This window comes from Streptomyces sp. NPDC042336, from assembly GCF_055581985.1.
This window is the reverse complement of sequence record NZ_JBVJEA010000030.1, coordinates 44467-59046: the sequence shown is the minus strand read 5'-3', so window position 1 is coordinate 59046 and position 14580 is coordinate 44467. Positions and strand designations below refer to the sequence as shown.

Below are 14580 nucleotides of genomic sequence, written 5' to 3'. Positions count from 1 at the left end.
AGACCCCGATCTTCGGATCGGGGTCTTGTTGTATGCGGCAACTTGTATGCGCCCGCTGTGCGCGGCCGCTCGTACGCGGCCGCTCGTACGCGGCCCCTCGTACACGGCTGCGGCAAAAGCGTTCGCCAGGATTTTCCCGAGGATGAGATCCTGGAAGCCGTATGTCTACGCACACCGCCCCCACCCTCGGCACCCTCGCCTCCCGGCTGACCGAGCTGTCCCTGCGCGACGCGCACCGGCTCGGCCGCAGGCTCGAGGGTGCGCGGAAGATCCGCAAGCCGGAGGCCCGCGCCGCCGTCCTCGCCGAGATCGAGACGGAGGTGGCCAAGGCCGAGCAGCGCATCGGTGAACGCCGGGCGCGTGTACCGGCCGTCAGCTACCCCGAGCAGCTCCCGGTCAGCCAGAAGAAGGACGAGATCGCGGCGGCCATCCGTGATCACCAGGTCGTGATCGTCGCCGGTGAGACCGGGTCCGGCAAGACCACCCAGATCCCGAAGATCTGTGTCGAGCTGGGCCGTGGCGTGCGCGGCATGATCGGGCACACCCAGCCCCGCCGGATCGCCGCGCGCACCGTCGCCGAGCGGGTCGCCGACGAGCTGGACACCCCGCTCGGGGAGACCGTCGGCTGGAAGGTGCGGTTCACCGACCAGGTGAACCCGCAGTCCACCTTCATCAAGCTGATGACGGACGGCATCCTGCTCGCCGAGATCCAGACCGACCGCGAGCTGCGCGCCTACGACACGATCATCATCGACGAGGCCCACGAGCGGTCCCTCAACATCGACTTCCTGCTGGGTTACCTCTCCCAGCTGCTGCCCAAGCGCCCCGACCTCAAGGTCGTCATCACCTCGGCGACCATCGACCCCGAGCGCTTCTCCCGGCACTTCGGCGACGCCCCGGTCATCGAGGTCAGCGGGCGGACGTATCCCGTGGAGGTGCGGTACCGGCCGCTCCTCGAAGAAGAGGGCGACGACGCCGACCGAGACCAGATCACGGCGATCACCGACGCCGTCGAGGAGCTGATGGGCGAGGGCAAGGGCGACATCCTCGTCTTCCTCTCCGGCGAGCGGGAGATCCGCGACACGGCGGACGCGCTGGAGAAGAAGAGATACAAGTTCACCGAGGTGCTGCCGCTGTACGCGCGGCTCTCGCACGCCGAACAGCACCGCGTCTTCCAGCAGCACACCGGGCGCCGGATCGTCCTCGCGACCAACGTCGCCGAGACCTCCCTCACCGTCCCGGGCATCAAGTACGTCATCGACCCCGGCTTCGCCCGCATCTCCCGCTACAGCCACCGCACCAAGGTCCAGCGGCTGCCGATCGAGCCGATCTCCCAGGCCAGTGCCAACCAGCGCAAGGGCCGCTGCGGCCGTACGTCCGACGGCATCTGCATCCGGCTGTACTCCGAGGACGACTTCGAAGCCCGCCCGGAGTTCACGGACGCGGAGATCCTCCGGACCAACCTCGCCTCCGTCATCCTCCAGATGACCGCGGCCGGCCTGGGTGACATCGAGAAGTTCCCCTTCATCGACCCCCCGGACCACCGCAACATCCGCGACGGTGTGCAGCTGCTCCAGGAGCTGGGCGCGCTCGACCCGGCGCAGAAGGACGTACGCAAGCGGCTCACCGACACCGGCCGCAAGCTGGCGCAGCTGCCCGTCGACCCGCGGCTGGCCCGGATGGTGCTGGAGGCGGACAAGAACGGCTGTGTCCGCGAGGTCATGGTCATAGCGGCGGCGCTGTCCATCCAGGACCCGCGGGAGCGCCCGGCCGAAAAGCAGGCCCAGGCCGACCAGCAGCACGCCCGGTTCAAGGACGAGAGCAGCGACTTCCTCGCCTTCCTGAACCTCTGGCGGTACGTGCGCGAACAGCAGAAGGAGCGCGGCTCGTCGTCCTTCCGCCGGATGTGCAAGCAGGAGTACCTCAACTTCCTGCGCATCCGCGAGTGGCAGGACATCTACACGCAGCTGCGCACGGTCGCCAAGCAGATGGGCATCCATCTCAACGACGAGGAGCACCCCGCACCCGACGACCGCGTGCACGTGTCGCTGCTGGCGGGGCTGCTCTCCCACGTCGGCATGAAGGACGTGAAGGACGCCGGAGGGGAGGGCGGCAGGAGCACGGGCAAGAACGAGTACCTGGGCGCGCGCAACGCCAAGTTCGCGATCTTCCCCGGCTCGGCGCTCTTCAAGAAGCCCCCGCGCTTCGTGATGTCCGCGGAGCTGGTGGAGACCTCCCGCCTCTGGGCCCGCGTCAACGCGAAGATCGAGCCCGAGTGGGTGGAGCCGCTCGCCGGGCACCTCCTCAAGCGCACCTACAGCGAACCGCACTGGGAGAAGGACCAGGCGGCGGTGATGGCGTACGAGAAGGTCACGCTGTACGGCGTGCCGATCGTCGCCCAGCGCAAGGTGAACTACGGACGGATCGACCCCGAGGTCAGCCGCGAGCTGTTCATCCGCAACGCCCTGGTGGAGGGCGACTGGCGCACGCACCACAAGTTCTTCGCGGACAACCGCCGGCTGCTGACCGAGGTCGAGGAGCTGGAACACCGCGCCCGGCGCCGGGACATCCTGGTCGACGACGAGACGCTGTACGACTTCTACGACCAGCGGGTACCCGAACACGTCGTCTCCGGTGCGCACTTCGACTCGTGGTGGAAGCACAAACGGCACGAGCAGCCCGACTTCCTCGACTTCGAGCGCGAGATGCTCATCAACGAGAAGGCGGAGGCGGTCACCAAGGACGACTACCCGGACTCCTGGCGTCAGGGCCCGCTGAAGTTCCGGGTGACGTACCAGTTCGAGCCGGGCGCGGACGCCGACGGCGTGACCGTGCACGTACCGCTCCAGGTGCTCAACCAGGTCACGGACGAGGGTTTCGACTGGCAGATCCCGGGCCTGCGCGAGCAGGTCGTCACGGAGCTGATCCGCTCCCTGCCCAAGCCGGTCCGCCGCAACTACGTGCCCGCGCCGAACTACGCCCAGGCGTTCCTGGACCGTGCCGTGCCCCTCCAGGAACCGCTGACCGTGACCATGGCGCGGGAGTTGAAGCGCATGGTGGGGGTGCCGTTCGACGCCGAGGACTTCGACTGGTCGAAGGTCCCCGACCACCTCAAGATCACGTTCCGGATCGTCGACGAGCGGCGCCGCAAACTGGCCGAGGACAAGGACCTGGAGGCGCTGAAGCTCCGGCTGCGCCCGAAGGCGCGCAAGGCCCTCTCGCAGGCCGCCGCGGCCACCGCGGAGCGCAGCGGCGGCGAGTCCCTGGAGCGCTCCGGGCTGACGGACTGGACGATCGGCACGCTGACCCGGGTCTTCGAGACCCGCCGGGCCGGTCAGCCGGTGAAGGCGTATCCGGCGCTGGTGGACGACGGGCCCGAGGCGAACACCGTCTCCGTCCGCCTCTTCGACACCGAGGCCGAGCAGGCGCAGGCGATGTGGAAGGGCACCCGTCGGCTGATCCTGCGCAACATCCCGGTCAACCCCGCGAAGTTCGCGTCCGAAAAGCTGACCAACCAGCAGAAGCTGGGCCTGTCCGCGAATCCGCACGGTTCGATCCAGGCGCTGTTCGACGACTGCGCCATGGCGGCGGCGGACAAGCTGATCGCGGACTTCGGCGGCCCGGCGTGGGACGAGGAGTCGTACCGGAAGCTCTACGACAAGGTCCGCGCGGAGATCGTCGACACGACCGTCCGCACGGTGGGCCAGGTGCAGCAGGTGCTGGCGGCCTGGCAGGCCTGCGAGCGCCGCCTGAAGGCCGTGCGCAGCCCCGCCCTGCTGGCGAACCTCCAGGACGTACGGGGGCAGCTGGACGCGCTGGTCAAGCCGGGCTTCGTCACGGAGGCCGGGATCAAGCGACTGCCGGACCTGATGCGCTACCTGGTCGCCGCGGACCGCCGGCTGCAGCAGATGCCGACGGGCGTGCAGCGGGACACGTCCCGCATGGAGAAGGTCCACGAGATGCGGGACGAGTACGCGTGGCTCCTGGAGCAGATGCCGCAGGGCCGCCCGGTGCCGCAGCAGGTCCTGGACATCCGCTGGATGATCGAGGAGTTGCGGGTCAGCTATTTCGCCCACGCGCTGGGCACCGCGTACCCCGTTTCCGACAAGCGGATCGTGAAGGCCATCGACGCCCTCGCGCCATGACGGATACGTGACGACGCTTGCACGGAGGGTGAGTTCGACCAGGCGGCCCACCCTCCTGTAGAGTCTCTTCTCGCAGCGCAACGCACAAGAAGCGCCGCGAAACCTGGTCCTGTGGAGCAGTTTGGAGTGCTCGCCACCCTGTCAAGGTGGAGGCCGCGGGTTCAAATCCCGTCAGGACCGCAGTGAAGAAGCCCCGTACCGAGCGATCGGTGCGGGGCTTCTTCGTTGCCCCGGGCCGGTGTCCGGAACCGCCGGACTCGCCCAGTGGCTCCCAGTGGCCCTCAGCGGCCCTCTCGCGGCCTTGACGGCGTCACTTTCGCTCGGTACTCCAAAGACAGGGCACATCCCCCGTGGGGCCCCTGGAGGTGGCACATGGCGACATCGGTCAGGCACGAGACCGGGGCCCTGCTCCGCGCGCACCTGTCGGCCGCGTCGTCGTACCGTCATGTGACGCGCCACTGTCCGATCTGCCACCGGCTCCTGCGGCTCGCGATGGACTCGCCGGCCCCACAGTCTCCGACGGGCCGTCAAGAGGGCGTCGAGAGCGAGAGCGCGCCCACGGCGTGAACCCCGCGAGCCCCAACGCCCTTGCCCCGCAGACCTCATGGAGGCCAGCCCTCCAATAGCGCACCGACGCCCGGCCCAACAACCACCACGCGGTGTGACGGGAGTCACCGCACGAGTTTTTGAGAACGTGGCACTTACGCCTCTCCTACAACTAATCAATTTAATATGTGCAATTGCACTGCCTCGACGGTGCTCGCACAGCTCATCCGACACCCGTCCCCAGACTTCCACAAGCCCGCTCACAGAACCGTCCACCGGCCCGCCCACCTGACACAGGACCGGACACACGGGCGCGGCAGGGGACCCCGCGGCGCACGCCCGGCCGGGCACAAAAAAATCGCGCTGGACCCGGCGGAGTCCAGCGCGATCAACGACGCACCTCTGTTGGGGCAGGGACGGCGTCGCTTGGAGCTGTGGTCCAGGCGCCGCGACAGGTTGGGGGACCTGCCGTTCTGCCCGGTTATTCAGTTGTTCAGGCCTCGCTGCGCTGCTGCGGAATGCCCGCGAGCAGGGCGCGGACCTCGGCTTCGCGGTAGCGGCGATGCCCGCCGAGCGTGCGGATCGACGTGAGCTTGCCGGCCTTCGCCCAGCGCGTGACCGTCTTCGGGTCGACGCGGAACATGGTGGCGACCTCAGCCGGGGTCAGCAGCGGCTCGGCATCAGGGGTGCGAGCGGTCATGAGCGGCCTCCTCGGGAGAACCGAACCTTCTCGGTTCATTCCTCTAAATTCTGCACCTTGACCCGCGTTGCCCGAAATGGCGGACGCGAGTCGAGTCGGTTATAGGACGAACGGCTTGTCCTCGGCACTACAACTACACCATCTGTCCAGCCGCGTCGGCCAAACCGATGGAATTGCCCTCCCAGGTGTTCATCAGCGACGGAAGCCGATGGACCATGTCATAGCGGACAGTCACGCCACTGTGACGATCAGTCACAGGGGCGATCAGGAGTCACCAGACCCCCCAAAGCGTGCAATGCTGAGATTCCACCCACAGTGCATCACGGCAGGACGGAAGGAGCCCTCCCCGGGCTCCTTGTCCTATTTTGGCATGAGGAGGGGGAAGCGGCGCAAGAGTGATGTACGTGCGGTCCGTCACGCTTGACGCATACGCCCGGATCGGGACCTACGTCCCTTGTCACCAAGAGGTCAGTCCATCCCGAACGGGTGTCGGAGCGGAAGACGAAACCCCACATCGGGCGGTACGTCAAACGTCAGTTCGCGGAGCGCCGGTCCCGGACCGCCCGCCAGCGCTCCACCAGCCGCCCGTACGCCGCCCCAGCGGTCACCCCGTCGCCGTGGCGCAGCGCCTCGATCCCCTCGGCCACGTCCGCCGCGGAGTGGTCCGCCTCCAACTCACCGGCCGGCAGGGTGTGCACCAGTCCGCCGTAGTCCAACTCGACCAGGGAACGCGGGTGGAACTCCTCCAGCCAGCGCCCCACGTCCACCAGACCGTCGATCAGCGGCCCCTCGTCCACGGCCTCCCGCAGCGCCCGCAGCCCCCGGGCCACCCGCCGGCGGGCCTGCACCATCGGGGTGCGGTAGCGCAGCACCGGCGCCGCCGCCCGCTCGCCGTCGCCCCCGTCGTACTCCCGCTCCGCGTCGGAGACCAGCACGAACCAGTTGATCGGCACCTGCCAGGTGGCTGTGCGGATCCACGGACGGGCGTCCGGGTTGCGCTCCAGCCAGCGCTCGTAGTCCTGCGCGCTCTGGCGGCGCACGACCGGTGGGATCAGGGCGTCCAGGACCGGCTCCGGGAAGTCCTCGGCCAGGTCGTCCAGGGCCTGCCAGCCGCGCAGCCGGGTCCGCCAGGGGCAGACGCAGACCACGCCGTCCACCTCGGCCACGAAGGCGTCCGCGCTCTCGTGCACCGGCACCGCGACGGGCGGGGTGGGCAGCAGGTCGGCCAGGGAGCGGCGCAGCTCGTCCTGGTAGGAGGGCCGGTCGGGACGGCGGGCGTAACGGGTCCAGTGGTCGCGTTCCTCGTCGGGGAAAGCCGCCAGCGGCTCGTACACGCGCAGGTACGCCGCGTACGGGACGATCACCGAGGACACCTTGGGCACGCCTGCTCCCTCCCCCGCGCACCGACGCGAAAACCTGCGGAAACCCGTGGAAACGGATCACAAACGCGCGGGAATCTCTGCAAATCGTCGCACGCCCGTACTCCGTGCGGAGGTGATCCTGAGCACTGTGCGGCGGGCCGGTACCCCCAGGCTCTAATCTCGTGCCACAGTCCCCGCCACCTTCACGGGGCCTGCCACCCATCGCCGCACCTACACAGGAGTCACCACCGTGACCGACGTAAACGGCGCACCTGCTGATGTACTGCACACCCTGTTCCACTCGGACCAGGGGGGTCATGAGCAAGTCGTGCTCTGCCAGGACCGTGCCAGCGGTCTCAAGGCCGTCATCGCCCTCCACTCCACCGCGCTGGGCCCCGCGCTCGGCGGTACGCGCTTCTACCCGTACGTGAACGAGGCGGAGGCCGTCGCCGACGCGCTGAACCTCGCGCGCGGGATGTCGTACAAGAACGCCATGGCCGGTCTCGACCACGGCGGCGGCAAGGCCGTGATCATCGGTGATCCGGAGCAGATCAAGAGCGAGGAACTGCTCCTCGCCTACGGCCGGTTCGTCGCCTCGCTCGGCGGCCGCTACGTCACCGCGTGCGACGTCGGCACCTACGTCGCCGACATGGACGTCGTGGCCCGCGAGTGCCGCTGGACGACCGGGCGCTCCCCGGAGCACGGCGGTGCGGGCGACTCCTCCGTGCTCACCTCCTTCGGCGTCTACCAGGGCATGCGGGCCGCCGCCCAGCACCTGTGGGGCGACCCGACGCTGCGCGACCGCACCGTCGGCATCGCGGGCGTCGGCAAGGTCGGCCACCACCTGGTCGAGCACCTGCTCGCCGAGGGCGCGCACGTGGTGGTGACCGACGTGCGCAAGGACGTGGTGCGGGGCATCACCGAGCGGCACCCGTCGGTGGTCGCCGTCGCCGACACGGACGCGCTGATCCGGGTGGAGAACCTGGACATCTACGCGCCCTGCGCGCTCGGCGGCGCGCTCGACGACGACACCGTGCCGGTGCTGACCGCCAAGGTGGTGTGCGGCGCGGCCAACAACCAGCTCGCCCACCCGGGCGTCGAGAAGGACCTCGCCGACCGCGGGATCCTCTACGCGCCGGACTACGTGGTGAACGCCGGCGGCGTCATCCAGGTCGCCGACGAGCTGCACGGCTTCGACTTCGACCGGTGCAAGGCGAAGGCCGCGAAGATCTACGACACCACGCTGGCCATATTCGCACGTGCGAAGGAGGACGGTATTCCGCCGGCCGCGGCGGCCGACCGGATCGCCGAGCAGCGCATGGCGGAGGCCCGTTCCCGGCGATGATCCGACCGTCGTACAGCGGTGGTCCGGCGGGGCCATCGCGGGTTTGACCGGTACCCGTCGGGGGGCAGTTGGAGAGAACTCTCACTTATCCCGGCGGGTCGACCGTCGAAAGGTGGTTAAAATCGCCTTTGACCAGCGAGGACGGGGCGCCTCGAGGGTCCTGGGCAAGGCCACGTGCTGCGGGCGACGTACCGTATGGGCGTGGGCTCAGGTACCGTGGAAGCCCTACGGACCGGTCTCTTCACGGAGAGCCCGTTCCGGACCATGAACGCGTGTCAAGACTCTGGGGCCGTCGAGCCCCGTCGTTGAGGGGGTCGAGCCATGGGGCGCGGCCGGGCCAAGGCCAAGCAGACGAAGGTCGCCCGCCAGCTGAAGTACAACAGCGGTGGGACTGATCTCTCCCGCCTGGCCGAGGAGCTGGGCGCATCGCCGTCGAATGCACAACCGCCTAACGGCGGGCCATTCGAGGACGATGAGCAGGACGACGACGTGTACGCAAAGTACGCCGACCTCTATGAGGACGACGACGAGGACGAGGACGGCCAGTCCCCTTCCCAACAGCGACGCGGCGCTTGACCTTGCACTGAACACCTTCCCGGTCGGTGACCTCTGTCACCGACCGGGTTCTGTGCTACCCGCGGCGCCTGTGGCGTCCGCGGCGGCTCAGACGGCGTAGTCGCCCACCAGCGCCGCGCCCGTCCCGTGCGCGCCGCGGTCGGTGATCTCGCCGGCCACCCAGGCGTCCACGCCGCGGTCGGCGAGGGCCGTCAGGGCGACGTCCGTCGACTCCTCGGGCACGATCGCGATCATGCCCACGCCCATGTTCAGGGTCTTCTCCAGCTCCAGGCGCTCGACCCGGCCGGTCCGGCCGACGAGGTCGAAGATCGCGCCCGGGGTCCAGGTGGAGCGGTCCACCACGGCGTGCAGGCCGTCGGGGATCACACGGGCCAGGTTGGCCGCGAGACCGCCACCGGTGACGTGGCTGAAGGCGTGGACCTCGGCGGTGCGCACGAGGGCCAGGCAGTCCAGGGAGTAGATCTTGGTCGGCTCCAGCAGCTCCTCGCCGAGGGTGCGGCCGAGGCCGTCCAGGTGGGCGTCGAGCGCCAGGCCGCCCTCGTTCAGCAGGACGTGGCGGACCAGCGAGTACCCGTTCGAGTGAAGCCCGGAGGACGCCATGGCGATCACCGCGTCACCCGTTCGGATGCGATCCGGGCCGAGCAGCCGGTCGGCCTCGACGACGCCCGTACCGGCGCCGGCGACGTCGAAGTCGTCCGGGCCCAGCAGACCGGGGTGTTCGGCCGTCTCGCCGCCCACCAGGGCGCACCCGGCCAGCACGCAGCCCTCGGCGATGCCCTTGACGATCGCGGCGACCCGCTCGGGGTGGACCTTGCCGACGCAGATGTAGTCCGTCATGAACAGCGGCTCGGCGCCGCACACGACGATGTCGTCCATGACCATGGCGACCAGGTCGTGGCCGATGGTGTCGTAGACGCCGAGCTGCCGGGCGATGTCGACCTTGGTGCCGACGCCGTCGGTGGCGGAGGCGAGCAGGGGACGCTCGTAGTTCTTGAGGGCGGAGGCGTCGAAGAGGCCGGCGAAGCCGCCCAGGCCGCCGAGGACCTCGGGGCGCCGCGTCTTCTTGACCCATTCCTTCATGAGCTCGACGGCGCGGTCGCCCGCCTCGATGTCGACACCTGCTGATTTGTAAGACGCTGACGCGTTGCTGGCACCAGTTGTGTCAGGCATGACGATGAGAACCTTCGTGTCGTACGGCAGGGAGGCCGGAAAGCCAGGGACCAGGGAAACGGGCGGCTACGGACGACGGATGGCGTCGGCGGCGGCCGTACCGGCGGGCCCGGCGGCCAGCTCGGTCTCCAGGAGCTGCTTGCCGAGCAGCTCGGGGTCGGGGAGTTCCATCGGGTACTCGCCGTCGAAGCAGGCGCGGCACAGGTTCGGCTTGGCGATGGTGGTCGCCTCGATCATGCCGTCGATGGAGATGTACGCCAGGGAGTCGGCGCCCATCGAGGTGCCGATCTCCTCGACGCTCATGCCGTTGGCGATCAGCTCGGCGCGGGTGGCGAAGTCGATGCCGAAGAAGCAGGGCCACTTCACGGGCGGGGACGAGATCCGGATGTGGACCTCGGCGGCGCCGGCCTCGCGGAGCATGCGGACCAGGGCCCGCTGGGTGTTGCCGCGGACGATGGAGTCGTCCACGACGACCAGCCGCTTGCCCTTGATGACTTCCTTGAGGGGGTTCAGCTTCAGGCGGATGCCGAGCTGGCGAATGGTCTGTGAGGGCTGGATGAAGGTCCGGCCGACATAGGCGTTCTTGACCAGGCCGTTGCCGAAGGGGATGCCGGAGGCCTCGGCGTAGCCGATCGCGGCGGGGGTGCCGGATTCCGGGGTCGCTATGACGAGGTCGGCCTCCGCGGGGGCCTCCTTCGCCAGCCGGCGGCCCATCTCGACGCGCGAGAGGTAGACGTTGCGGCCGGCGATGTCGGTGTCCGGGCGGGCCAGGTACACGTACTCGAAGACACAGCCCTTGGGCTTCGCTTCTGCGAATCGCGAGGTGCGCAGGCCGTTCTCGTCGATGGCGACGAACTCGCCCGGCTCGATCTCGCGGACGTAGGAGGCGCCGCAGATGTCGAGGGCGGCGGACTCGGAGGCGACCACCCAGCCGCGCTCCAGGCGGCCGAGGACCAGCGGGCGGATGCCCTGGGGGTCACGGGCCGCGTAGAGGGTGTGCTCGTCCATGAAGACGAGGGAGAAGGCGCCGCGCACCTGGGGCAGCACCTTGCCGGCCGCCTCCTCGACGGTCAGCGGCTTGCCGTCGTCGTCGACCTGGCCCGCGAGCAGGGCCGTGATCAGGTCGGTGTCGTTGGTCGCCGCGACCCGGGTGGAGCGGCCGTCCTGCTTGGGCAGGTCGGCGACCATCCCGGCGAGCTGGGCGGTGTTGACGAGGTTGCCGTTGTGCCCGAGCGCGATGGAGCCCTGCGCGGTGGCACGGAACGTCGGCTGGGCGTTCTCCCACACGGAGGCACCGGTGGTCGAGTAGCGGGCGTGACCGACCGCGATGTGACCCTGGAGCGAACCGAGCGAGGTCTCGTCGAAGACCTGGGACACCAGGCCCATGTCCTTGAAGACGAGGATCTGGGAGCCGTTGCTGACCGCGATTCCCGCGGATTCCTGGCCTCGATGCTGGAGGGCGTAGAGCCCGAAGTAGGAGAGCTTTGCGACCTCTTCGCCCGGAGCCCAGACACCGAAGACGCCGCAGGCGTCCTGGGGGCCCTTCTCACCGGGAAGCAGATCGTGATTGAGTCGACCGTCACCACGTGGCACGCCTTCGAGTGTAGGCGAGATCGACCACTGGTCCGAATTGGGGATACGGGCTCACCAGCGCCTCACCGGTCGGCGACGGCCCGGACCGTGGCACCGTCGTCGCTGGTCAGCGTGAGGGTTTCATGATCGATCCGATAGTCGACCTTGCCGTCGAAGAAGCCCAGCAGCCGCTTCTCGGCGTCCATGAGTGAGCCTTCGCACATCATTCGGGTGGTGGACGGGGTGCCCAGGGTGATACGCCCGTCGCTGACGGTGGCCCCGGCGTTGACGTGGTTGCAGGGAAGCCGTCCGGAGACGGTCTTCGCCTCCTGGTCGAAGGTGAGGCGGGCGCGGCCCTTCCCGTCCTTGTGGCCCGGGACGTCCACGGCCCACTCCGTGCCGTACAGGGACGCGTCCTCGGACCTGCTGAGCCGGACGGTGTCGCCGTCGGCGGTGGTGAGGGTGAGCCGCTCGCCCTCGTTCTTGGTGGTGAGCGAGCCGGTGGTGAGGGCGCGGCCGAGGGACTTCTCGAAGCCGGCGGGGGTCTGGGCGCAGGCCTTCTCGGTGAACATCGCGTCGCTGAGCCGGACGCGTTCGCCGTCGACGTCGGCGCGGGCGCTGAAGCTGTTGCAGCCGGTGCTGCCCGCGGCCTCGCCGCCGTCGTCGATCCGTACGTGTGCCGTGTCCGGCGCGCGATGGGTGGCGCCGTCGACGGTGACGCTGTCGATGCTCCACCGGACGCCGGTGATGCGCTCGCCTCCCGCTCCCACGGAGGCGCTGCCGCCGTCGTCGGCCTTCTCACTGCCGCAGGCCGCGGCGAGCGGGGCCAGCGCGGCGACGGCCGCCACGGTCAGGGTCATGCTGCGCTGCTGCTTCTGCCTGTACATGCCGATTCGACGGAGACCGGGAAGATCCGGTTCCCGCTCCGTCCCCCCGGCTTCCCGTCTCAGCCCAGCAGCGGCAGCAGGGCTGAGAGGTCGGCCCGCTCCCCGCTCGCGCTCACCTTCGCCCCGTCCAGGGCGTCCTTCCAGGTCAGCCGCCCGGTGGCGAGCCGGACCCAGGTCAGCGGTTCGGTCTCGACGACGTTGGGCGGGGTGCCACGGGTGTGCCGGGGACCCTCGACGCACTGCACGACCGCGTACGGCGGGATCCGTACCTCGGTTGAGCCGCCCGGCGCCTTCACGGCGAGCGCGTCGGCCAGCAGCCGGGTCGCGGCGGCGAGTGCCTGCCGGTCGTACGGGACGTCGAGGCCGGGCACCGCGGCGTTGAGGTCGTCGGTGTGCACGACCAGCTCGACGGTCCGGGTGACGACGTAGTCGGCCAGCGGCAGGGCGCCCGCGCTGGTGGGGAGCAGCCTGCTTGCGGGGTGGGTGTCGAGCCGCTCGGTGAAGCGCCGCTCCACCTCGGCGAGGTGGGCGTCCAGGTCGGGGTGCTCGGCGGCGAGCCGCCGGGCCGTCCCGGCGATGGCGTCCGCGTCGGCGGCGATGGCGAACGGCCAGTCGAGCAGCCGGCCGTCCTGCCGCACCGGCTCGGGCTCCCCCAGCAGCCGGTCCACGGCGGTCAGCGCCATCCCGACGTGCGTGACCAGCTCCCGCACGCTCCACTCCCCGAGCCGGGTGGGCAGGGCGAGCTGCTCGGGGGTCAGGCCGCGGACGGCCGCCCGCACGTTGCCGTACTGGGCGAGAACGGCGGCGCGGGTGCGGGCGGGGTCGTAGGCGCGGGGGCGTTTTCTGGCCGGAGGCATGCGGTGAGCCTATGCGGGCGAGCCGGCCGACGAGGGCGTCTCGAAGATCTCGCCGTTGCGCGGGACGCCGATGCCGGTCCAGGTGAAGGGGACGCCCCGCGCACTGTCCGGGTCGGGGCCGTCCATCAGCTGGAAGTGGACGTGCGGCTCGGTGGAGTTGCCGGTGTTGCCGCAGCGGGCGAGCACCTGGCCGGCGCGGACCCGGTCGCCCTCGCGGACGGTGAAGGAGCCCCGCTGCACGTGGGCGTACAGCGCGTGAACGCCGTCGCCGAGGTCGAGGACGAGGTGGTTGCCGACGATGCGGCGGGCGCCGGCCAGCTCGCGTACCGAGCCCTCGACCAGCATCAGGTACAGCAGCGCGGGCAGGGACGTGCGGCTCAGGTGGTCGCGCTGGCCGTCGTCGGCGCGTACGACCGTGCCGTCGGCCACCGCGAGGAGCGGGGCGCCGAACGCCGGGAAGTCGCGGCTGCGCCGGGCGAGCGGCCACAGGGCCCGGAAGCCGGGGCGGGCGCCGGGCTCCGGCTCGGCGACGAGGTCGATGGCGAAGGTCTGCCCGTAGGCGTGGACGCCGTGGCTCGGAGTGCGGTCGGCCGGGCTGTTCAGCGCGGACCAGCGGCCGGTGACGGGCGGGGCGACCTCGACGGGCTCGCGGGACCTGCCGGGCGCGTCCGGGGCGCCGCCGTTCCACCGGTTGACCACGGTGATCAGGACGTAGGCGAGGACCAGCGGCAGGAAGACGCTCCACCACGGATACCCCGGGTCGAAGATGACGCCGACGACCACCAGGGCCAGGAAGGCGAGCTGCAGCACCCGAAAGGCGATCATGGCGAGCTTGCGTGCGGACGGTACGGACATCGTTCCCCCTTGCTCGTGACGGTCCCGCCGGTTGGGGCCCGGGTCAGTTCCGTGCGGTCGACAGCGCCACCAGCAGCGGTACGACCCGCCCCGGCGGCACCTCGTGGCGGCCCCGGCCGGTGGTGTGCAGCCAGCCGGCGCCGGTGAGCTGGCGCAGGTGGTGGTAGATCTGGCCGGTCGTGCCCATCCCGTCCAGCTCCGCCAGCTCGGCGGCGGTGCGCCGCCCCCCGAGCACCTCCCTCAGCAGCCGCAGCCGCACGGGATGCCCCAGCGCGGCGAACACCTCGGCGGACTCGGCCCAGTCGGCGTCCAGCAGCCCTTCGGTCAGCGCGCCGTGCTGCCAGACGTACTGCTCCCCGGCCGGCAGGCGCACCGAGCCGGTGAAGAGGACACCTCCCGCCGCGGCCCCCAGCTCGGCGAGCTGCGCCTTCAGCCCTTCCAGGGCCCAGAGGTCACCCTCCCTGGGACCGGAGGCCGGCCGGTCGGCGGCTTCCAGGGCGGCGAGACGCCGCTCGAGGTCGGCCACACGTTGTTCCAGTTGCTCCATGAGTACGACATTACGTAGC

Annotated in this window: 12 protein-coding genes and 1 tRNA gene; 5 read left to right on the top strand and 8 right to left on the bottom strand. The window is 70.0% G+C overall.

Translation table 11 applies throughout. The features are described 5' to 3' along the window. Positions 1-161: 161 nt before the first annotated feature. From hrpA to ACZ6IM_RS36965, 3 genes are all read left to right on the top strand, one after another. Entirely contained in the window at positions 162-4145 is a 3984-nt protein-coding gene (gene hrpA, locus ACZ6IM_RS36975) for an ATP-dependent RNA helicase HrpA (protein WP_469562960.1), read from the top strand. Between the two features lie 105 nt (positions 4146-4250). Next, positions 4251-4325: transfer RNA gene (locus tag ACZ6IM_RS36970), tRNA-Asp, on the top strand. 192 nt (positions 4326-4517) lie between these two features. Beyond that, the gene (locus ACZ6IM_RS36965; protein WP_052843055.1) at positions 4518-4712 is read left to right on the top strand and encodes a DUF6274 family protein; all 195 of its coding nucleotides are present in this window, start codon (positions 4518-4520) and stop codon (positions 4710-4712) included. A gap of 472 nt (positions 4713-5184) precedes the next feature. Here the strand turns inward: ACZ6IM_RS36965 and bldC are convergent, their stop codons facing one another. Together bldC and ACZ6IM_RS36955 are read right to left on the bottom strand one after the other, a co-directional pair. After that, complete coding sequence (gene bldC, locus ACZ6IM_RS36960) at positions 5185-5391, bottom strand: developmental transcriptional regulator BldC (protein WP_003949541.1); 207 nt, start codon at positions 5389-5391, stop codon at positions 5185-5187. Between the two features lie 533 nt (positions 5392-5924). Continuing rightward, positions 5925-6773, bottom strand: coding sequence for a DUF8083 family protein (locus ACZ6IM_RS36955; protein ID WP_052843056.1), 849 nt, complete (start codon positions 6771-6773; stop codon positions 5925-5927). A 229-nt stretch (positions 6774-7002) separates the two neighbouring features. Between ACZ6IM_RS36955 and ACZ6IM_RS36950 the strand changes: the two genes are divergently transcribed. Next, positions 7003-8097, top strand: a complete 1095-nt coding sequence (locus ACZ6IM_RS36950; RefSeq protein ID WP_469562957.1) for a Leu/Phe/Val dehydrogenase — start codon at positions 7003-7005, stop codon at positions 8095-8097. Between the two features lie 321 nt (positions 8098-8418). Then, a complete protein-coding gene (locus ACZ6IM_RS36945) occupies positions 8419-8673 on the top strand; it encodes a DUF3073 domain-containing protein (RefSeq protein WP_052843058.1) in 255 nt (84 codons plus the stop codon). An 87-nt stretch (positions 8674-8760) separates the two neighbouring features. Here ACZ6IM_RS36945 and purM read toward each other — a convergent pair whose 3' ends face one another. The 6 genes from purM to ACZ6IM_RS36915 all read right to left on the bottom strand — a co-directional run bounded on the left by purM (position 8761) and on the right by ACZ6IM_RS36915 (position 14561). Continuing rightward, positions 8761-9843, bottom strand: coding sequence for a phosphoribosylformylglycinamidine cyclo-ligase (gene purM / locus ACZ6IM_RS36940; protein ID WP_052843059.1), 1083 nt, complete (start codon positions 9841-9843; stop codon positions 8761-8763). A 66-nt stretch (positions 9844-9909) separates the two neighbouring features. Next, positions 9910-11436 (bottom strand): amidophosphoribosyltransferase, encoded by a 1527-nt coding sequence (gene purF, locus ACZ6IM_RS36935; protein ID WP_052843060.1) that lies wholly within the window; start codon positions 11434-11436, stop codon positions 9910-9912. Between the two features lie 62 nt (positions 11437-11498). Next, a complete protein-coding gene (locus tag ACZ6IM_RS36930) occupies positions 11499-12302 on the bottom strand; it encodes an META domain-containing protein (RefSeq protein ID WP_052843061.1) in 804 nt (267 codons plus the stop codon). Positions 12303-12361: 59 nt separating this feature from the next. Further along, on the bottom strand, positions 12362-13159 hold the full coding sequence (locus tag ACZ6IM_RS36925) for a maleylpyruvate isomerase family mycothiol-dependent enzyme (protein ID WP_469562952.1): 798 nt from the start codon (positions 13157-13159) through the stop codon (positions 12362-12364). Between the two features lie 9 nt (positions 13160-13168). After that, on the bottom strand, positions 13169-14014 hold the full coding sequence (locus ACZ6IM_RS36920) for a M23 family metallopeptidase (protein ID WP_052843063.1): 846 nt from the start codon (positions 14012-14014) through the stop codon (positions 13169-13171). Positions 14015-14057: 43 nt separating this feature from the next. After that, on the bottom strand, positions 14058-14561 hold the full coding sequence (locus tag ACZ6IM_RS36915) for an ArsR/SmtB family transcription factor (protein ID WP_469562948.1): 504 nt from the start codon (positions 14559-14561) through the stop codon (positions 14058-14060). Positions 14562-14580 lie beyond the last annotated feature (19 nt).